Origin of the sequence: Pseudomonas sp. KU43P, from assembly GCF_033095865.1 — a bacterium.
Lineage (GTDB): Bacteria > Pseudomonadota > Gammaproteobacteria > Pseudomonadales > Pseudomonadaceae > Aquipseudomonas.
Genome location: NZ_AP019365.1, coordinates 3,566,866 through 3,586,889, shown reverse-complemented (window position 1 = coordinate 3,586,889; position 20,024 = coordinate 3,566,866). Strand labels below are relative to the sequence as shown.

At 59.5% G+C, this 20,024-nt stretch carries 16 protein-coding genes and 1 pseudogene; 6 read left to right on the top strand and 11 right to left on the bottom strand.

The window, feature by feature from the left end:
• Positions 1-69: 69 nt before the first annotated feature.
• Positions 70-1,494, bottom strand: coding sequence for a PLP-dependent aminotransferase family protein (locus KU43P_RS16290; RefSeq protein WP_317658386.1), 1,425 nt, complete (start codon positions 1,492-1,494; stop codon positions 70-72).
• Positions 1,495-1,820: 326 nt separating this feature from the next.
• On the opposite strand from KU43P_RS16290, the gene KU43P_RS16285 reads away from it, so the two are divergent.
• On the top strand, positions 1,821-3,227 hold the full coding sequence (locus tag KU43P_RS16285; RefSeq protein WP_317658384.1) for an amino acid permease: 1,407 nt from the start codon (positions 1,821-1,823) through the stop codon (positions 3,225-3,227).
• Positions 3,228-3,230: 3 nt separating this feature from the next.
• On the opposite strand, the gene KU43P_RS16280 is transcribed toward KU43P_RS16285, so the two are convergent.
• Together KU43P_RS16280 and KU43P_RS16275 are read right to left on the bottom strand one after the other, a co-directional pair.
• Positions 3,231-3,410 (bottom strand): hypothetical protein, encoded by a 180-nt coding sequence (locus KU43P_RS16280; RefSeq protein ID WP_317658382.1) that lies wholly within the window; start codon positions 3,408-3,410, stop codon positions 3,231-3,233.
• A 112-nt stretch (positions 3,411-3,522) separates the two neighbouring features.
• The gene (locus KU43P_RS16275; RefSeq protein ID WP_317658380.1) at positions 3,523-4,515 is read right to left on the bottom strand and encodes a GlxA family transcriptional regulator; all 993 of its coding nucleotides are present in this window, start codon (positions 4,513-4,515) and stop codon (positions 3,523-3,525) included.
• A gap of 174 nt (positions 4,516-4,689) precedes the next feature.
• Here KU43P_RS16275 and pssA point away from each other — a divergent pair, with 174 nt between their 5' ends.
• Both pssA and KU43P_RS16265 read left to right on the top strand, forming a co-directional pair.
• Positions 4,690-6,003: a CDP-diacylglycerol--serine O-phosphatidyltransferase gene (pssA, locus tag KU43P_RS16270; protein WP_317663845.1), complete on the top strand. Its 1,314-nt coding sequence runs from the start codon at positions 4,690-4,692 to the stop codon at positions 6,001-6,003.
• 82 nt (positions 6,004-6,085) lie between these two features.
• Positions 6,086-7,252: a GGDEF domain-containing protein gene (locus tag KU43P_RS16265; RefSeq protein WP_317658378.1), complete on the top strand. Its 1,167-nt coding sequence runs from the start codon at positions 6,086-6,088 to the stop codon at positions 7,250-7,252.
• Positions 7,253-7,380: 128 nt separating this feature from the next.
• Here the strand turns inward: KU43P_RS16265 and ppnN are convergent, their stop codons facing one another.
• Both ppnN and KU43P_RS16255 read right to left on the bottom strand, forming a co-directional pair.
• Positions 7,381-8,754: a nucleotide 5'-monophosphate nucleosidase PpnN gene (ppnN, locus tag KU43P_RS16260; RefSeq protein ID WP_317658377.1), complete on the bottom strand. Its 1,374-nt coding sequence runs from the start codon at positions 8,752-8,754 to the stop codon at positions 7,381-7,383.
• Between the two features lie 50 nt (positions 8,755-8,804).
• Positions 8,805-9,866, bottom strand: coding sequence for a YeiH family protein (locus KU43P_RS16255; protein ID WP_317658376.1), 1,062 nt, complete (start codon positions 9,864-9,866; stop codon positions 8,805-8,807).
• Positions 9,867-9,976: 110 nt separating this feature from the next.
• Here KU43P_RS16255 and KU43P_RS16250 point away from each other — a divergent pair, with 110 nt between their 5' ends.
• Entirely contained in the window at positions 9,977-10,849 is an 873-nt protein-coding gene (locus KU43P_RS16250) for a LysR family transcriptional regulator (RefSeq protein ID WP_317658375.1), read from the top strand.
• Positions 10,850-10,880: 31 nt separating this feature from the next.
• Here the strand turns inward: KU43P_RS16250 and KU43P_RS16245 are convergent, their stop codons facing one another.
• From KU43P_RS16245 to KU43P_RS16225, 5 genes and pseudogenes are all read right to left on the bottom strand, one after another.
• Entirely contained in the window at positions 10,881-11,153 is a 273-nt protein-coding gene (locus KU43P_RS16245) for a stress-induced protein (RefSeq protein WP_317658374.1), read from the bottom strand.
• 175 nt (positions 11,154-11,328) lie between these two features.
• A pseudogene (locus tag KU43P_RS16240) lies at positions 11,329-11,625 on the bottom strand (isochorismatase family protein); the annotation flags it as partial.
• A 650-nt stretch (positions 11,626-12,275) separates the two neighbouring features.
• Positions 12,276-13,772 carry an FRG domain-containing protein gene (locus KU43P_RS16235; protein ID WP_317658373.1) on the bottom strand — a complete coding sequence of 499 codons (1,497 nt, stop codon included), beginning with the start codon at positions 13,770-13,772 and terminating at the stop codon, positions 12,276-12,278.
• A gap of 172 nt (positions 13,773-13,944) precedes the next feature.
• Positions 13,945-15,309 carry a reverse transcriptase domain-containing protein gene (locus tag KU43P_RS16230; protein WP_317658372.1) on the bottom strand — a complete coding sequence of 455 codons (1,365 nt, stop codon included), beginning with the start codon at positions 15,307-15,309 and terminating at the stop codon, positions 13,945-13,947.
• Positions 15,306-15,872, bottom strand: coding sequence for an SLATT domain-containing protein (locus KU43P_RS16225; protein ID WP_317658371.1), 567 nt, complete (start codon positions 15,870-15,872; stop codon positions 15,306-15,308). Before KU43P_RS16225 ends, KU43P_RS16230 begins: the two co-directional genes overlap by 4 nt.
• A gap of 577 nt (positions 15,873-16,449) precedes the next feature.
• Here KU43P_RS16225 and KU43P_RS16220 point away from each other — a divergent pair.
• Positions 16,450-17,502 carry a nucleoid-associated protein gene (locus tag KU43P_RS16220; protein ID WP_317658370.1) on the top strand — a complete coding sequence of 351 codons (1,053 nt, stop codon included), beginning with the start codon at positions 16,450-16,452 and terminating at the stop codon, positions 17,500-17,502.
• A complete protein-coding gene (locus tag KU43P_RS16215) occupies positions 17,471-19,279 on the top strand; it encodes a hypothetical protein (RefSeq protein ID WP_317658369.1) in 1,809 nt (602 codons plus the stop codon). The genes KU43P_RS16220 and KU43P_RS16215 overlap by 32 nt, the downstream gene beginning before the upstream one ends.
• A gap of 103 nt (positions 19,280-19,382) precedes the next feature.
• On the opposite strand, the gene KU43P_RS16210 is transcribed toward KU43P_RS16215, so the two are convergent.
• Entirely contained in the window at positions 19,383-19,835 is a 453-nt protein-coding gene (locus KU43P_RS16210) for a helix-turn-helix domain-containing protein (RefSeq protein ID WP_317658368.1), read from the bottom strand.
• Positions 19,836-20,024 lie beyond the last annotated feature (189 nt).

Below are 20,024 nucleotides of genomic sequence, written 5' to 3'. Positions count from 1 at the left end.
GATTTATCCGCGATGCGCCGCGCGGGCGGCGCTCGATCTACTGGGCGCTGAAAATCCCGCGACAAGCGCCTAAAGCCCACCCCGGCGCACATGTTTGACCAACACCTTCTCCAACAACTCCCACATCGCAGGATCCGTACTGAATGCCACATTGAACCGCATCCAGCCGGTCGGTTTGGCATCGACCATGAACAACTGCCCAGGCCCGAGCATGATGCCTTTCTCCAGCGCATCGTCGAGCAGCGCCGCGCTGTCCGGGATCGCCGGGTGCCGGGTCCAGATGTACATCCCTTCGTCCGACTCGGTGAACAGATCGAAGCCCAGCCGGTGCAGGTGCCGGCCCACATCCTGGTGTGCCTCGGCCAGGCGTTGGCGCAGGCGCTTGAGGTGCTTGCGCCAGCGGCCGTCGATGATTGCGGCGTACACCACGCGCTCCATCACCTGCGAGGTGGTCAGGCCCGAACGCATCTTCATGTGCAACAGCTTCTGCGCAAGCTCCGGGTTGGCCAGCAGGTAGCCGACCCGCACGTTGGGCGAGATGCTCTTCGAGTAGCTGCCCACATACACCACCTGCTGCAGGTGGTCGAGGCTGGCCAGGCAGGGTTGCGGCTCGGCGATCATGTCGGCGTACAGGTTGTTCTCCACCAGGCGGAAACCGTGTTGGCTGGCCAGTTGCAACAGCCGATGCAGTTGCGGCAGCGGGGTGCGTGAGCAGGTTGGGCTGTGCAGGTGGGGCTGCGTGAAGAACGCCGTCGGGCGGTGGTGTGCGAGCAACTGCTCAAGGTGGTTGAGGTCATAGCCGTTGGGGGTGCGTGGCACGCCCACCAAGGTGGCGCCCTGGGTACGCAGCACGCTCATCAGGTTGGGGTAGCCAGGGTCGTCCACCAGCACCACGTCACCGGGGCGCACCAGGGTGCGCACGGCCAGGTCCAGGGCCTGGCTGGCACCGTGGGTGAGCATCAGTTGCGCCGGATTGGCGACGATCGACAACTCTTGCTGCAAGTTCTGCGCAGTCAGCGCGCGTAACTCCGGCAGGCCCATCGGGTCCCCATAGCCCGACAGCTCGAGCGGGCTGCCTGCAACCTGGCGCAGGCCGCGACGCAGGCCGTCTTCGTACATCCAGTCGTTGGGCAGCCAGCCACAACCCGGTTTGAACGGCAACTGGCGGGTTTCGAATATCTGCTGCAGGTACCACTCGGCGTTGAACGATGGTCGAGTGGTGTCGGCTTCGGCATTGTGATTGTCCAGCAATTCGGCCGCCGCTCGGTTGACGAAGAACCCGGCGTTGCCCCTGCTCACCAGAAGGCCCTGGGCCACCAGACGGTCATAGGCCTCGACCACGGTGAAGGTACTCACCGAGTAGGTGGCGGCGAAGGCCCGGATAGACGGTACCTTGGCGCCTGGCTTGAGGGTGTGGTTGTCGATCAGCTCGCGCAGCCCGTCGATGATCTGGTTGACCAGCGGGGTCGAGGAGTCTGGGTGTAATTCAAGCATTCCGGGGGGCCTTGAAGGGTGCGTAACGCCAAGCGCCTGCAGGGTGTATTGCATGGGCGGCCTGTACAGTGCAGTGCGACTTTCATGCCACTGTGCATGGCTCTATGTGTCATACATTTTTACATTAGGTGTCAGATATCGCCACATAAAGCATGTTCAGTTCGCCTCGGGGGCAAACCCTGGGGCGCGTCAGCAGGCCGCCATGGATGGCCTGCGTGTGTTGCCACACACCTCCTGCCCGCATTAGCACTGATGTACGTGAGGCCATAGACCATCAAGGTCTCGCAGTTTTCCTTGGATAAAAAGAAGCACGGGGTACACAACTGATGGACGCAACATCCACAACCACCACCGCGAAAAGCGGGCACGAGAGCAAACTCAGTGCCTCGCTCAAGTCGCGCCACCTGACGATGATGTCGATCGCCGGGGTTATTGGCGGCGCCTTGTTCGTCGGTTCCGGCAGCGTGATCCACAGCGCCGGCCCGGCTGCTGTCCTGGCCTACCTGGCGGGCGGCATCCTGGTGGTATTGATCATGCGCATGCTCGGTGAAATGGCGACGTCCTCGCCTGACACCGGCTCGTTCTCCACCTACGCCGACCGCGCGATTGGCCGTTGGGCCGGTTTCACCATCGGCTGGCTGTACTGGTGGTACTGGGTCATCCTGATGGCCTGGGAAGCATATGTGGCGGGCAAGATCCTGCACGGTTTCTTCCCCGATGTGAGCGTCAACGTGTTCGTGCTGGCCACGACCCTGTTGCTGATTACCGTCAACTTCTTCAACGTCAAGCACTACGGTGAGTTCGAATTCTGGTTCGCGCTGATCAAGGTGATTGCGATCGTCTGCTTCCTGATCGTGTGTACCGCAGCGGTCATGAACGTCTGGCAGTTCGGTGAAGTGCGTGGCATGACCCACCTGACCGCCGAAGGCTTCATGCCCAACGGCATCACCACCGTGATCGGTGCGCTGCTCGGGGTGATGTTCGCCTTCCTCGGCGCCGAAATCGTCACCATCGCGGCCTCCGAAGCCAAGGACCCGGCCACCCAGATCGTCAAGGCGACCAACTCGGTGGTATGGCGTGTGTGCCTGTTCTACGTCGGCTCGATCTTCCTGATCGTCTGCCTGGTACCGTGGAACGACCCGCAGCTGGGCGTCTCCGGCTATGGCGCCTACCGCCGTACCCTGGAACTGCTGGGTGTGCCGTACGCCGAGCTGCTGATGAACTTCGTGGTGCTGACCTCGGTGAGCAGCTGCCTGATCTCGGGCCATTACACCGCTTCGCGCATGCTGTTCTCCCTGGCCCAGCGTGGTGACGCTCCGTCGTTCTTCAAGATCACTCGCGCCGGCACCGGCGTGCCGGTGTTCGCGATCATTGGCTCCTGCGCCGTGGCCGTGGTCTGCGCGCTGATCAACTTCAGCGAGACCCTGCGCCCGAAAGACGTGCTGGATACCTTGATGAACACCACCGGCATGATCGCCTTGCTGGTGTACCTGGTAATTGCCTTCTCGCAGCTGCGCATGCGCCGCAAGCTGATCGCCGAAGGCAAGGAAGTGCGCCTGAAGATGTGGCTGTTCCCGTGGCTGACCTACCTGGTGATCGGCTTCATCGTCGCCGCGCTGGTGACCATGGCGTTCATGCCTGACTACCAGATCCTGGTGATCTCCACCGGCATCGCCGCGGCCATTGTGGTGGCCATGGGTGTGGTGCACCAGATCCGTAGCGCCAAGCACTAAGCGTCAGTGATGGTTCGAAGCGGCCGGCTCCCTCGTGGACCCGGCCGTTTCGCGTTGTTGGGTAGGGTTTTTTTCGACGGGCATGCGGAAATCCTGGTTCATCCAGGGTGAGCCGAGCAGGGCGGCGGCGGCGATCAGGGCCAGGATGGCGAGGGCCAGTGAGGTTTTCATGGGCATGCGCATAATGGGACTGACCCGAAGCATAGCCAGACAGTTCCGGCCTTATCGCCGGCAAGCCGGCTCACCGGTGTGGGCTTGCCGGCGATGAGGCCAGTGCAGCCACTGAAAGGCTCGATCAATGCAACGATGCCTGCCGGCGTTCCCCCAGCGGCGACAGCCCGAAGAACCGGCTGTAACTCTTGGAAAAGTGCGCCGGCGAACTGAACCCGCACGCCAGCGCCACTTCGCGCACCTGCACATCGCTGCGCAGCAGCAACTCCCGTGCCCGCGACAGGCGCAGCTCCAGGTAGTACTGGCTGGGCGTGCGCTGCAGATACTTGTGGAACAGCCGCTCCAACTGGCGCACGGTCACTTCGTTGAGGCTGGCCAGCTCCTCAAGCCCCAGCGGCTCCTCAAGGTTGGCCTCCATGATCGCCACTACCTGGCTCAACTTCGGCTGGGCACTGCCCAGCAAGGTGCGCAGCGGCACCCGCTGGCGCTCGCGCTCGCCGCGCACGCGGTCGCACAGCAGCAGCTCGGCGGCCTTGGCGGCAATGTCCTGGCCGCCGGCTTCACGGGCGACCAGCTGCAGCATCATGTCCATGGCCGCCACACCGCCGGAGCAGGTGTAGCGGTCGCGGTCCAGTTCGAACAACTGGCTGGAGATGACGATGCCGGGGAAGTGCTCCTGCAGGGCCTGGATGTCCTCCCAATGGATGGTGCAGCGGTAACCCTTGAGCAGGTCGGCCTTGGCCAGCAGGTAGCTGCCGGTGCAGATACCGCCCAGCGGCACCTGTTGGCGGGCAAGTTGGCGCAGCCAGTCGGTCAGCGGCCGGGTGCCGCGGCCGCGGTCGATGGGGTTGGCGCCGACAACGAACAAGGCGTCCAACGCGGGGGCGTCGGCGATGCTGTGGTCGGGCAGGATGCGCATGCCGTTGCTGGCCATCACCGGCTCCTGGCTGGCGGCGATCAGCACTGTGCGATACACGCTGTGGCGGGCGGCGAGGTTGGCCATGCGCAAGGTCTCGACCGCCGAGGCCAGGCCGATGGTGGTGAAGTTGGGCAGGACCAGAAAACCGAAGGTCTTGGCGCGGGAAGGGGTTAGGATGGCAGAAGCGGGGTGGACCATTGCGATCTTCCTGTGCAAGCTGAGGCTGAGTTCGTCAGGGGCAGTGGGAAAAACAGGCCTCGCATGTTTCTTGTTGTTATGGGTCGTTGCCGGGTCGATCTTACACCCCGCAGGCAGCGGCCAGGAATGGACCTGATTGCAGACAGAAGGTGAACCTACGTGAACCCCGATTCCATGCTGGCAGCGCTGCAAGGCTTCGCCATCGCCCCGGACGCGATCCAGGTGCTGCCCGACGCCGCGGCCTACCGCACGTGCCTGCTCGAGCGGATTGCCGCGGCGACCCGGCGCATCGTCATCGTCGCGCTGTACCTCCAAGAGGACGAGGCCGGGCAGGAAGTGCTCGATGCTTTGTACCAGGCCAAGGCCGCACGGCCGGGCCTGGAAATCGTCATCGTGGTCGACTGGTTCCGCGCCCGCCGTGGCTTGCTGGGCGCCGGGCGACAGCCGGGCAATGCCGCCTGGTACCAGGCCCAGCGCCAGTTGCGCGGGCTGGATGTGGTGATTCACGGCGTGCCGGTGCAAACCCGCGAGCTGTTCGGCGTGCTGCACCTCAAGGGCAGCGTCATCGACGACTGCGTGATCTACACGGGTGCCAGCCTGAACAACGTCTACCTGCACCGGTTCGACCGCTATCGCCTGGACCGCTACCACCTGTTCCAGTCCGCGCCGCTGGCCGATGCCATGGTCGACCTGGTGCGGCGCCTGCTGCACGACACTGCCACGCCGCGCCTTGATCTGCCGGCGCCGCCGTCGACGCGCAATTTGCGTGGCGACATCCGCCGCCTGCGTGCACGCCTGCGGCGCATGGCCTATGAGGCACCTGCAGCGCTGCCGGAGCAGGGCCTGCGGGTGGTGCCGCTGCTCGGCGTTGGCCGTGGCAACCCGCTCAACCGTACCCTGTGTGCGTTGCTGGCGGCAGCGCGTTCGCAGATGGTCATCAGCACGCCCTACTTCAACCCGCCCCGGGTGGTGATGCGTGAACTGGACCATGCCCTGGATCGGGGCGTGCAGGTCGAGCTCATCGTCGGCCACCGCACCGCCAACGACTTCTATATCGCTCCAGGCGAGCCGTTCAGTGCCAGCGGCGCGCTGCCGTACCTCTACGAGGACAACTTGCGCGCCTTCGCCCGCCGTCGCCACGCTGCCATCGCCAGCGGCCAGTTGGTGGTGCGGATCTGGAACGATCCGGGGCACACCTTCCATGCCAAGGGGGTATGGATCGACCAGCGTTATTCGCTGCTCACTGGCAACAACCTCAACCCCCGCGGCTTCAACCTGGACCTGGAAAACGGCCTGCTGATCGATGACCCGCAGGGGCAGTGGCTGGCGCCCCGGGCCGAGGAACTGGAAGGCATCCGCCGGCATGCACCGAAGATCGATTCGGCGCATGACCTGGGGGTCAAGGCGGAGCACCCCAAGGAAGTGCGCAAGTTCCTCCGGCGCCTGCGTTACAGCCGCCTGGAGCCGTTGATCAAGCGGGTGCTCTGAAGCGTTTCACCCTCTCTGAAAAGTCATGGCAAACGGCTACAATCGGGCGTTTTCCACGTTAACCGGATAGGCCAATACCTTCATGGCGCTCGACCCACCCACGATGCTCACCCTCTCCATCGCCCTGGCAGCTGCCGCTGCCTTGTACCTGGCGATCGAATGGCGCAGCGTCCGCGAGCCCTCGCTACTGTTCTGGAGCGCAGGGTTCGCCACCATTACGGTCGGTTCGACCCTCGCCTTGCTGCGCGGGATCGGCTTGCTGCTGATCGGCATCTGGTTCGCCAATGGCTTGCTGGTGGTGGCTCACTGGTTTTTCCTGATAGGCGTGCTGCGCTTTACCCAGGTGCGGGTATCACGCGCCTGGCTGCTGATAATGGTGGTGTGGTTCGGCTTGCTGCTGTTGCCGGTGGGGCCGCAGTGGTCCAAGGTCATGCTGATGGTCAACTCGCTGCTGGTGGCGTTGCTGACGCTCAAGGCCAGCCTTTTGCTGCGGCCACATGGCAAGTCGTTGAGCGTGGGGGCGGTGCAGTTGCGCTATGTGCTGCTGATCCACGGGCTGTTCTATGTGGCCAAGGCGATCATCGCGGTCACCCCCGGCACGTTGATCGACCTGGCGACCTTCGGTGGCCTGATCATCCAGATTTCCTTGGTCGAAGGGGCGATGGCGATCATGCTGATCGCCTTGTCGATGACCGGTACCGTGCGTTATCGCCGCGAAGAACGCATCGCCCGCCTGGCCGCCCGTGACCCGTTGACTGCGCTGTACAACCGCCGCGCTCTCGAAGTGCGGGCCACGCACCTGTTCAAGGCAGTCAGCCCGGCCCAGCCTGGGGCACTGCTGCTGATCGACATCGACAACTTCAAGCTGGTCAACGATCTGCATGGCCATGTGGCGGGGGACCGGTTGCTGGTGGCGCTTGCCGAGATGATCCGCGCGGTGCTGCCGGAGCGCTCACTGGCGGCGCGGTTGGGGGGCGATGAGTTCGTGATTCTGCTCAGCGATGCCAGCAGTGACCGGGTGGTGGCGCTAGGGGGACAGTTGCGTCAGCAGTTCCAGGCTTTTGCTGAACAAGCCATGCCTACGCCGGAGGCGGTGACGTTGAGTATCGGCGCCAATGTGTTCGACCAGCCGCCGGCGAGTCTTGCGGCGTTGATCGAGCAGGGGGATGTGGCGCTGTACCAGTCCAAGCGGGGTGGGCGGGATAGTATTCGGTTGGTGGACCGGACGGTGGTGAGTTCGGTCAGGTAGCGGGCTGTTCGTTGCGGCCCTATCGCCGGCAAGCCGGCTCCCACAGGCACCCCACAGGGCTGTATAGCAGTGGAGCACCTGTGGGAGCCGGCTTGCCGGCGATAGGGCCGCAACGCGGCCCGAGGATCTCAGGTCACGACCTGATAGCAAGGCACATACGCCGCCCCACCCGGCAACTTCATCCGATGCTGGTCGACGAACGCCTGCAACAGGCGCCCCAACGGTTCCAGCACCGCACTGTCACCACGGATCTGATACGGCCCGTGTTCCTCGATCAGCCGAATGCCCTTGTCCTTGACGTTGCCTGCGACGATCCCGGAAAACGCCCGGCGCAGGTTGGCCGCCAGTTCATGCGGCGGCAGCTCGCGGCGCAGGGCCAGTTCGGCCATGTTGGCGTGGGTCGGGTCGAACGGGTGCTGGAAGCCCTCGTCGATCTTCAGCAGCCAGTTGAAGTGGAAAGCATCATTGCGCTCGCGGCGGAACTGCTTGACCTCCTTGAGCCCCTCGACCATATGCCGGGCCACTTCGGCCGGGTCGTCGATGATGATCTGGTAGTGGCGCTGGGCCGCTTCGCCCAGGGTGGCGCCGACGAAGGCATGCAGTTGCAGCAGGAACGGCTCGGCGCTGCGCGGCCCGGTGAGTACCACGGGGAAGGGCAGGTCGTGGTTGTCCGGGTGCATCAGGATGCCAAGCAGGTAGAGGAACTCCTCGGCAGTACCGGCGCCGCCGGGGAAGATGATGATGCCGTGGCCGACACGCACAAAGGCTTCCAGGCGCTTCTCGATGTCCGGCAGGATCACCAGTTCGTTGACGATGGGGTTGGGCGCCTCGGCGGCGATGATGCCGGGTTCGGTCAGGCCCAGGTAGCGGCTGCCGTGCATGCGCTGCTTGGCGTGAGCGATGGTCGCGCCCTTCATCGGGCCTTTCATCACGCCCGGGCCGCACCCGGTGCAGACGTCCAGCTTGCGCAGGCCCAACTCGTGGCCGACCTTCTTGGTGTACTGGTATTCCTCGGTGCTGATCGAGTGACCGCCCCAGCACACCACCATCTTCGGCTCCACGCCCGGGCGCAGGGTGCGGGCGTTGCGCAGCAGGTGGAAGACATAGTCGGTGATGCCCTGGGAGCTTTCCAGGTCGATGCGCTGGCTGGCCAGCTCGCTTTCGGTGTAGACGATGTCGCGCAGGGCGCTGAACAGCATTTCACGGGTGCTGGCGATCATTTCGCCATCGACGAAGGCGTCCGCTGGAGCATTCAGCAGCTCCAGGCGCACGCCCCGGTCTTGTTGGTGGATGCGCACCTCGAAGTCCTTGTAGGCTTCGAGGATGGTTTTGGCATTGTCGACATGGGCGCCGGTGTTGAGGATGGCAAGGGCGCACTGGCGGAACAGGGTGTAGAGGCTACCGGTACCGACTTCGCTCAGTTGCTGGACTTCACGTTGCGACAGCGTCTCCAGGCTGCCTTTGGGGCTGACGGATGCATTGATGACATGGCGTTGGGGCATCTAAGTCTTTCCTGTGCAGGTAAAACATCCTTCTCTGCCTCCACCTTAAGTCATGCGAACAGCTTTTGCACACCCAGCGTAATTGCCAGCCCGCCACCCAGCAGCCAGAGGTTGAGAATCGCCCCGGTAGCCAGTGCCCGTGGCCCGGCCTGGCGGATCTGGCTGTAGCGGGTTTCCATGCCCAATGCGGTCATGGCCATGGTCAGCGCGAAGGTGTCGAGGCTGTTGATTACCTGGGTCACGTTACCCGGCAAAATCTGCAGCGAGTTCACCAGCACCAGGCCCAGGAAGCCGAAGGCGAACCAGGGCAGGGCGATGCGGCCTTTGCCGTGGCCCTGGCCCGGCTGGTGGGAGCGGCTGATCCACACACCGACCACCAGCAATACCGGCACCAGCAGCATCACCCGGGTCATCTTGACGATGGTGGCGATGTGCGTGGCCTCGGGGCTGATGTTGCTGGCCGCGCCTACCACCTGGGCCACTTCATGCACGGTTCCGCCGAGGAAAAGGCCGGCGCTGATGGTATCCAGCGGCAGCCAGCCGGCATTGATCGCCAGCGGAAAGATGAACATCGACAGGGTGCCGAACAGCACCACGCTGCCCACCGCCATGGCGCTCTTGTGCGGCGCACTGCGCAGCGCCGATTCGAAGGCGAGCACTGCAGCGGCGCCGCAGATGGCACTGCCGGCGGCGGTCAGCAGCGCGGTGTCGCGGTCCAGCTTGAACAGTTTCATGCCAACCCACAGGCCGATCAGCAAGGTGCTGCCCACCACAAGCAGCGACACCGTCAGCCCCGACCAGCCGACTTCGGCAATTTCCTGCAGGCTCACACGCAGGCCGAAGAAGGCCACGGCAATGCGCAGCAGCTTGCGCGCAGAGAAGTTGATGCCCACCGCCCAACTGGCCGGTACGCCATCGCGCAGCACGTTCCCGTAGAAGGCGCCGGCAACGATACCGACGATCAAGGGGCTGATGCCCAAGTTGGCAATGGCTGGCAATGACGCCAGCTGGGTGACGGCAATGGCGAACAACGCGACGAACAGAATGCCATTGAGCTGCCCTCGGGTAGAGAGGGTGGGCGCAAAAGCGGGGTTGGACGGAACCGTGGCCATGTGAGTCCTCCGGGACATGTTTCGACATGGCTTACGTTAATCCGGTTATAAGCTTATAAAAAATCGTAATTTAAGATGTGAAATATCCGTTTAGCTGATATTTTTAAATCATGACCCCGGAACAACTGATAACCTTCGCCACGGTCGCCGAGCACGGCAACATCAGCCATGCGGCCCAGGCCCTGCATCTGTCGCAGCCGGCAGTGTCCGGCCAGCTCAAGCTGCTGCAGGAAGCCTTCGGCGAACCGCTCTACCAGCGCGCTGGCCGTGGCGTGCGGCTGACCGCTGCCGGTGAGCAGCTGCTGGCCCATGCCGAGCGCCTGCGCGAGACTTTCCGCCAGGCCCAGGCCCTGCGCGAGGCCATGCGCGGTCTGGAGCGCGGCACTTTGCGCATCGGCGCCAGCACCACACCGGCCAGTTACCTGCTGCCCTACCTGATTGCCGATTTCCATGCGCGCTACCCGGACATCCTGGTGACCACTTCCCACGGCAATACGGCAGAGATCGTCGCCAGCCTGGGTAATGTCGACATCGCCCTGATCGAAGGCCCGCCGGGGCAGGAATTACCACTGGGGACGGGTGTGACCCCGTGGCGAGAGGACGAGATCGTTGCCATCGTGCCCAGCGGTCATCCCCTGCTGGACAACCAACACCAGACACTGGAGGCACTTGGCAACTACCCCTTGGTGCTGCGCGAGAGTGGTTCGGGGGTGAGGCAGATCATCGAACGGGCGTTCGCCCGCCGTGGCGTGGCGATGCGTGTGTCGTTGGAAATTGCCGGGGTCGAAGGGGTGAAGGAGGCGGTACGGGCGGGGATGGGCATCGGTTTCGTGTCGGCGATGTCGATCAGGCATGAGGACGGCGCGCTCAGGCGCTTGCACATTGCGCCTGAACCGTTGGTCAGGCACTTTTCGATCCTGTTGCCGCATGCCGCGACCCCCTCGCGGGCGGCGGCGCGGTTCATCGAATTATGTGGGGTGTAACAGGGCAGTCCCTTGCCCTGGCCACCTGCAATCAACGGTTTTCGTCGCGCTTGCCGGCGTCGTCGTCTTCATCGAGTTCCGGCTGGCGGTCCATGCCTTGCTCATGCTCGTTGTCCGACTTGCTGCCAGCGCCATGGCCACCCGTTGCGCCGCGTTGTGCCCCTCCACCCGAACGCTGCTGATCCTCTTTCCATTGATCATCCGGCATCTGGCCTCCTTTCTGGCCGGGGTCGTTGGTGACGTGCTCCGGAGTTTGTTGAGGGTTGCCGCCTTGTTGTCCGCCTTTACCTTGGTCATTAGCCATGATCGTGCACCTCGAGAAATTCACACAGAAAAGCTGTGTTCAATTCCGACGCTGGTGGAAATCCAGTTGCTCCCTCTACTTTTGCATTACCGGACGGGGTGCACGAAAGTACTAATCACTGGACGTGTTGCGTCGTAAAAGCCGCTTGGCTAATAGGCTGGGCAAGGTCTCGGGTTCAGGGATGGGCTTGTTTGATCAGCGCGAGCTGGTGATCGAGCGCTGCCTCGTCGCCACACAGGATCACGCCCTCGGCAGCCAGGGCGCCGCATGCGGCAATGGCGCCTGCCTGGGTGAGGGCGCGGCAGGCCGGCAAGTACAGCAGCACCTGGAAACCGGCCTGGCGCAACTGGCGGGCGGTGGTCTTGACGCAATAGTCCAGGGCCAAGCCGCCGACGATCACTGCGGCCACTTGCTGCACCTTGAGGAATTCAATAACACCCGTAGACTGGCGCTCGGCCAGGTCGTGGTAACACACAGTGGATTTGACCATGGCCATTGACACCTCTGCCAAGCTCCATATTAGAGGCCTTAAAGAAAAGAAATTGATGATTTTGATTGACAGCATGACTCCGCGCTCAAGATTGACAGTTGACTACGCAGCTGCCCCTTAGATTGACACTAAGAGCTATGGAAATTTCCGTCATGACAGAAAGATTGACAGCTTAGCCCGCCAGATCTCCAGCATCACTCAACTGACACCTCAGCAAAAACAACGAGAGGGCTGTTTGACCTTGATACGCTGCAGCGGGCGACCGCCCAACGGGCAGAGCTGGCATGACGGAGTTTCTAAGGTATGGGGAACACAGAGCTGGCATGCATCTAACTTTTTCGGTCTAGGAAGGGCGCTTACGAGCCCTCTGTACGTCCAAGCCAGGCGTAACTACAAGCCAACATCCCTCGCGAAGATGAGTTGGGCCAAATGGGACGGGGCAGTTCCATGATTAACCCACAATTGAAGGACTGAAAAAGAAAGGCCTCCATAACGGTTCAGCGATTCGAGCTGCTCTGCACAAGTTTCATTTCCCGAATACTGTGTATACGGCATCAACGGTAGGTGGCGCCAGAGGCCTTACTTCTCTATAACTGTCACCTCAATGGGACGGCTTTTGAATCGCCATTACGTTATGAAATATTAAGAACTACAAGGTCTGCCGGGTTGTACAGAACTAGCGATCGCTTCATTGCAAGCTGTGATGGAATAATTTCGCGAGCGAAAATTCTCGACAGCTGGCCGAAGTCGAACATAAGGCGAGGGTCATGAGTTTTCTGGAATGCATGTGTCATCGAGATCACTGATTCGGGATCTTTAAGGCTTGAAATCCATGCCGGATCTAATGCGTTAAACAACTGACTAGCTGAGCAGTAAGCTCTGGAGTAAGAGTCGCCGTGGTAACCAAATTCGACATAGATGGCGTCCGGAATCCATTCTTGGAATGCCTTGTCAACTTTATAGCCTACAGGCGAATAATGATCTGGAGTTGAGCACAGGGTAATCAAAGTAGAAATGGCGCAGGCGATGTCTTCATTCGTATAGGGGAGATTTCGCATACCGTTCCATGCTTGACGAGTCGTAGAACTCAGCAACGCCTCGTCGACTTCCTCGGGAAGTCCGGTAAAGACCCACTCTACTGCTTGGGCTCGAAGCCTTCGTTGTGTGTTAAGTGCCCCTCTTATCGAATGTTTCACCTGATCGGCAAGACTGGGGGCTGTGGCCTCTCTGCGAAGGGGCAAAGGCATATGGCGGCCAACAGTCGAATAAAATTGTTCGTTCGGATTGACTCGCCATAGTTCAAGTGTCTCGTCGCTCCATTGCGGGGTGGGGCTCAGCGGGGCGATAAATGAGTCTGACTCATAGGTTTCGGGCGTTTCGACATAGATGTTGCGGAACAGGCTTTGCTTTCCTTGTTCCTCTGCCATGGCACGGAGCAAGGCATTGTTCTCTATGCGTCGCTCGTTGAAGAAATACGTGTCGAGTGATTGCTCCAAAGCGCTCTTGTGTGAAGGATATATCTGTTCACGCGATGGGAAGGCTGGAGCACCACTCCAAGGGAATACGATTCTATCCATGTCGTAAATCTGATACCAGGGATGGTTCGCGAACAAGAAGTGACCGTGCTGGGACTCCAGTCTCCAAAGATTAGGGACGTTAACCGTCACTGGCTCTGCAATAAACTCTATCCCTTCAATCGAAGGGGGCAGATGACCATAAAATTCTTTAAGGTCTGAAGTATTTAGACAGTAGATAACGCAGTTGCCAGGTTCTTCGGGCTGAGATTGAGTGTCAGATGCAAAAAATCCTGCAATTGTAGGTTCGGTGCTAAAATCGATATAGTTTGTAGGGAATCCATAATGTTGGAGTACAGCGAATAGAGAATCGACGTGCTCTTCTTCCGCAAGATAAGCGAGAGCTGGCTGTTCGATCACCCAGTTCGTGAACCTGATCAGCTTCTCATTGAGCTGAGGTTTAGCGGCCGGGTCGTGAAGTACTTTGCGCTCCAGTGACGAACTTGGCGTCCACTCGCGGAGCTGTCCTCGAAACCAATCGTAGCGTCCTTCGGCTTTGAAACTCTCAGCAAGCGCAACTGCTTCTTCTACGTTTGCCGCCTCAAATATTGTCATTGATGATATCCATATATTAAATTATGCAGTCGATGGTTTGACCGCCTTGCACCAGTTTGTTCACTAAGCCCGTAACCTGAATTATTTGCCATGGAGCATCAAGCCACTGCGCGGGTGGCTGCTAGCCACGGCAAATTCAGAGTAGGAATTGATCTGGGCCCAAACTCCAGCTTCAGGAGGTTTGTGCGATATCTTCCTCCAGCTCCCGCACCGCTTTGCTGGCTTTGATCTCAAAGCGGCGTTCGACCTCTGAATCACTCAATTTTGCTGCTTCTGCGCCAAGCCACATAGCGAGCTTCTCGCGCTTCTGGGGCACCGTGAGGGCGTCAAGGTTTGGAATGTATCCATCACCTGCCTTCATGCCTCGTTGAAGCTCGTAATAAGTCTTGATCAGCGACTTTGGGCGAATCTCGCCGCCGGGACAGAATCGATCGGTCAGCTTCCTGATGGTGTGATTCACGGAGCGTAGTTGTGCAGTCGTGGTGATCTGCGAAAAGTAGGCTGCCCAGCCGAGCCGCTTCCCCTTGAAAATGCAACCGGTGATCCTGAGGTTGAGCTTCCATTGACAATAGGCAAGCGCACGCTCTTTATCTGCCACGCTACGGGCGGTCAGCAATTTGTGGCGATAAGCGGTGAAGATCTTGGCCACCGATGCCTCGAACCTCAGAATACTCTCGTGGCGAATGAGTACGTTGTCGTTCTCAATCAGGTAACCCAAGAAGCTGAAGGGATCACTCAGTGGTGCGACTTTAGACTTCGAGTCGGGCCCAAAGTCATGAGGGTTGAGTTTCAACCCCTTTAGCTGGGTAATCAGCTCGTTTGCCGTTGAGCGCGCCAAGCCTGCGGGCGCGAGGATCAGGATGTCATCCACGTAGCGCTTGTACCAAATACCTGGCCTTGATCCAAAGGTGGCATCAATGCTTTGCAAGGCAATCTCTGCAAGTACGTTGGAGATTGCCAGGCCCTGCGGTACGCCAATAGTAGGGCGATCAGCACCTTTACCTCCCCTGGATTCAGGCACAGTGGGCGTGGTGAGGGCACTGCTGATCAGCTTGCGAAGCTCTGGTTTTCTGATCTTTTTCTTTGTTGCCGAGGCTACAAGGTCATGGGGAATGGATGGATAGAACGTTTTCAGATCGATTTTGGCGTATTCAGCGTAAGCGCCTGAGTCGAGCGCTTTTTTCAGCGAGTCGATGACGGTCTGAGGGAGTGTGAGTTTCGCAAGGGGGAACACGTCAGAGAGGCAATTGCAGAGCGCGCGCAGGACGATACGGTCTCGGGCTGTGGGGATGGATAGCTGCCTGGGAAGAGATGATGCCCCTTTGAGTATCAGTTTTTCCTTGTAGGCGGTGAAGCGGTACTCACCCTGGTGAACCTTTTCGTGAATGTGGTCGATTTCCGCACTCAGAATCTTGTTGAGGTTAGCCGGGCGCATGCGGTCGAGCCCGATTGCACCAGATTGCTTGATTTTCTCGGTGTAGATTTCCAAAAGGTGCTCACGGCTGAAGCGCTTTTTGAAACTCAGGGCCGCGCTCATGGCTTGTTCCAAAACGAGTAAAGCCCGACTACCACAGGCAGTGCATAAAGCATCGTGGTGATCAAAAAGCGCATCGTCAGCCAGAACACTGCATTGAAGTACTCGAAACCCGTTGGAACTCGACTGGTAAGCCCAGTTGCGAACACCCGCGCTATGCGATCGTCGATCTCTCGATGATTTTCGGACTCAGCGAGCAATTCGTCATAGCGGTTTACCTGCGCAGGTGTGGGCTTCGGGGCGTCAGGTTCAGATGAGTCGTTGGGCAAATCACGATGAAGCTTCTGCAGCTCCAGATAATTCGTACGCATCAGCATCGCACGACCTCGGAAATCCCGATTCGCTACCGCGAGTGAGATGCCCAGCAGCGCGACGGATAGAATGGTCGCCATGACATCAGTGTCGGTGCCCAGCACTGTGCTGTGTCGTATGGTTAGCACCCCCAGGGCCGTGCTTAGAATCGCATACCAAACCAGCAAGAGCTGTGAGTGAAAGTCCAGCCACTCTAGGCGTTTATGAGCCTGAATTCGCGCCTTGTAAGTGAACCAGACGTTGTCCTTTTTCACGCACATCTCTCCATAGAAAAGGGGAGAAGGGGTGGGAGGATTTGAGTACCGTTGGACATCCCTAATGGGATCAGCGGGCCGAAGCCCAACAGCCGAAACTGTTTATTATCAGAACCGCCCTCGCTTGCGCGAGAGGAAGAGCCCACCCCTCCGCGAGTGATTCTACCGTGCCAGTATCACCGGTGGAACTGGTTCCACCTAACGGGCTAAGCATTTTGTGAAATGCCGGATGAAGGGCACGGACTCAGATTCAGCCGCTGAATACCAGATAGAGTACAAATGTACTCTTCTGTGTAAGGTCTGACGCCTAGAGAGGGTGTCAAACTGAAATGCAGGCCGGCGTCGCTTCTACGGAATGCTCATGTACTCCTAATGGCCAATGCGTCATGCAGCGTGGCGTGCTGGCTGCTGGCCATCCTTTCCGGATATGCTCCGGCCACAGCATCACATCCAGCCCTACGCGGAAGTGGCCATCGGCCCTGCAGGCTGCAATTGATGCGTAATTGTCGCCTGGGCGCATGTCGAGGCGGGTGGTTCCTCTTCTTGGTCAGGAGGGGGCAGATTCCATGGAGATGGCATGAGCTTTTTTTCGGACGAAGAGATTGATTCACTCAAGATCACACGGATGATCTTGCATGTCGTGGGTACCAAAGACTTCGCGGCCATGCCAGAGCGGGTTCTGGAGGAGGAAGCGTTCTTCATCGGCAAGATCGTGGACATGGCCACCGCGCCGGTGTTCATGTTCAAAGCGGTATCGGTGACCCGTAACGAGGTCGAGGCGATCGCAAGTGAGGACACGTCCTTCGTGGCCGGCGCTCAGGCCCTAGCCGCCAGTTTCAACCGTGCGCACGTGGGTGGCAGTGCTGATGGCGTTCTGTTGATGTTCGAGCTGTCGGTCGCAGACCCGGATGTGAAGATCTACAGCCTGATCAAGTACGACTACAAGCTTGCGTTGGAGCAGAATGATGGTGCTCCAGGAACGAAGCTGCGGCGTATCGTGAATGCCTTGGTGGACGAGAAGAAGGCCATTCAAAAAACGGCGCTGATTCGGGTGATCAGCGGGGTTGCCGACCAGAACATTTCGGCCACCGATCGCACCAAGCAAGGGGTGGATCTTGCCGACTACTTCGCCGATTTCTTGGCTGTGAGCAGGGCAGTCTCGGACACCGAGCTGAGCGAGATTACCCGCAAAGTCCTCAAGGCGGCACTGCAGACTTGCATTGAGCACCTGCCCGGTCAGGATATAGCCAAGGCGCTGCAGCGGGCCCAAGCCAACCTGGGCACTCGCCGGCGCATTGATGAAGAGGCGATCGTTGAGGCAGTGATGCTGGCAGCGGGGCATCCTGAGGATGAGAAAATCGCCAACCGTCTGGAGCGTGAGACGCGTAGTCGTGTCAGGAAAAGCAAGCTGCACGAGCTGAGCTTCAAGCCTGATCGCCGGATCCTCCGTCAGCCCTACATGCGCAAGATCGTCACGGCTGAGGGCGTCACGATTCTCTTCCCCGATCGGAAGGAAAACCCCAACGTCCAGGTGATACAGCTCGACGGAGATAAGAAACAAATCATCGTCGATACAGACCGAGTCAAGGAGGACAGCGTTGTCACACCAAAGCCTGGCCAGCCTGCTTAACGAGCTATCGCGCAAGCGTCAGGCGCTAATCACAGAGGGCAACCTGACCCTCATCATTTCCGACCTATCAGCGGAAACTGCTCGGTCGATCAAGAAAGCCGCTGTCGCTGCTGCCTGGTCATTCACGATCTACGACTGCGCGAGCAGCGAAACTGACGTCGATGATGAGGATGAAGATTTTGGGCCGTTCCGCGTTGAGCTGGAGAAGCCACTTCCGGAAGACCATGTCCAAGAACAGGCCCTCTATGTGGCGACGGAAGTAGGCTTCAAGGCGTTCCTGGTCAATGGGCACTCAGCTGCACGTTGGCACCTGCTTGGCCTGACTCAGCCTTTCAATACCAGAGCGAGGGCATATTGTGGTTGGGGTGAAGGGGGCGATTACTCCGAATCACAGGCGACCAAGTCACCTCGGCTCCTGGTGAAAGAATCAGCGACCCTTCGCAAAGTACCGGAGGATGTGCGGCTTTGGTTGCTCGCAGAAGGACACCATCTCGATGAAGCTGACCCTTTACACATGCTCTGGGCAGGTCAGGCATTCGGTGCCCTGAGCCGTTGTTTTGCGAATGAAATCGACACCAGTGGTAGCAAGCTCACCTTCAAGGGGCCGCCCAAGCTCAACCTTGCGATCCCAGAGGCGGTAGAGGGTCATGCTCCCATCTCGCTTAAAGACTTCGAGGTTGTCCAGGAAGCAGCGGCATGGGTGTTCGATAACGCGCGGGAAGCAGAGGTGAAGCACATCCTATTGTCCGCCGAAATCGCGCGTTCCGGTCGGGCGGACGGGGAGGTACCGGAGTACTTCAGGGAGAACCTGGCCGCTGCCTTGGATTGCGCGAGAATCGCTTATCAGATGGCGGTCTCGGAAATCACCAAGGACACCCTGAAATCCCTGACAGATCTTCGTAAGGCCGTGACGGAGGAAACGTCGAAGGCCACAGACGCGACCCGGCAGGCAATCGCAGCGATCTCCACGGCGCTGACCGTTGGCCTGGGCCTGATCGCCGCGAGGCTCACATTGCAGATCAACCCGTACCTGATCTCGATCGTCATGGCGGTCGCATTTGGTTACACGGTACTGAACGTGATGTCAGGCCGTAAGTTCATCAACATCCAGCGCAAGTTACGCAAAGACTGGCAGCCAAAGCTGTATCGCTTTTTGTCTGAAGCCGAATTCAAGAAAATGGTAGGGGATCCCATTGAGCAAGCCGAAGGGCTCTTCTATAAGGTGAGTCGTCGAGGTATTGCGATGCTTGGTGTCGCGGGCCTGGGTATTTCCATTTACGCCTTTACCTACAGCGCCCCTGCACCCTCATCGTCGACGTCTGTAGTTTCCCCGCCCCAAGCTCCAGCAGCTCCAGCAGCTCCAGCAGTTTCAACAGCCCCGCAGCCGTCTGCCAACTACACTGCGACTCAGACTCAAATGTATTCTCAACCAGCCCCTGCCTCTCGGCCCGGAATTACGCCGCAGCGAGAGCCGGCGCCTCAGCCTGAAATAAAGCCACAGCCAAACCCGATGCCGAAAGAAAACGTCCCGTCGAAACCTTCAGAAGAAGGGGTAAGCCCGGTCAGCATTGAGCAGGGGATCTTTACTAAACCATCGATTTCCCTGTCAGCACTCCGATCGTTGGGTGTCCACGTGTCCGTCCGCTGCACCTTATTCCATGAAGGCTCGCAGATGGCAGGAGGCACGTATGCGAACACACACAAGCGGTCAATCGGGAGGCTCATTCATCCACACGATAGAGCGAATCGAGCAGACGACCACTTTTCAATTTTCTGAGAAAGGGTCGGATGGCCGATCAGTAGTGATCTCTGGTCGACCTAGCGCCGAAGCATTGATTTTGAAGCTGGCATCAATGCGCACCACACACTGGATAAAGACATCATTCCTTGCGCCAGTAGCGGCTGACACTGGAACGAGGTATGCCCAACAGCTTTATCACCTCAGCCTGGGTCTTACCTTCAGACTTCAGCTCGCGCACTTTCTTCAGGTTTTCCTCGGCGCTGCGAGTGCGGGGATGCGCTTTTTTTGCCGGTGCCACGGGAAGAGGGGCGTCAAGAAGCTCCATAACCTTGAGTTCTTCTAGCATCAGATTGAGGATGTCCTTAGGCGTCTTCTGCTCATCTGACGCATGTACGAGCGCCAAGAAGGTCAACGGGTGCACGCTCAAGGACTTGGCGAGCGCTCGATTCGTTTCCAGTGTGGGATTGGATTGGCGGCCCTCTAAGCGGCTGACCTGCGACTGGGTCACCCCGCCGGCGACATCGTATTGAGACAGCTGCTGCTGCTCTCTCAGCAGCTGCAGAACCGCTGCATAGGCTTCACGCAGGCCCATTTCATCCGCCCTGATAAAAGTGGACGGTATGCCGCGTTTGCGTGCTCTCGCTCAAATGTATATATTCATCGTTGTGGGATTTGGCTGGTTAGTCAGCCACCTGCTTGGCGCTTGTCTTTGCACAGAATGCTGGAAGGCTGGTGTCCGATAACCCTTTCAATATACGGCTAACTCCCAAGGGTGCACCGT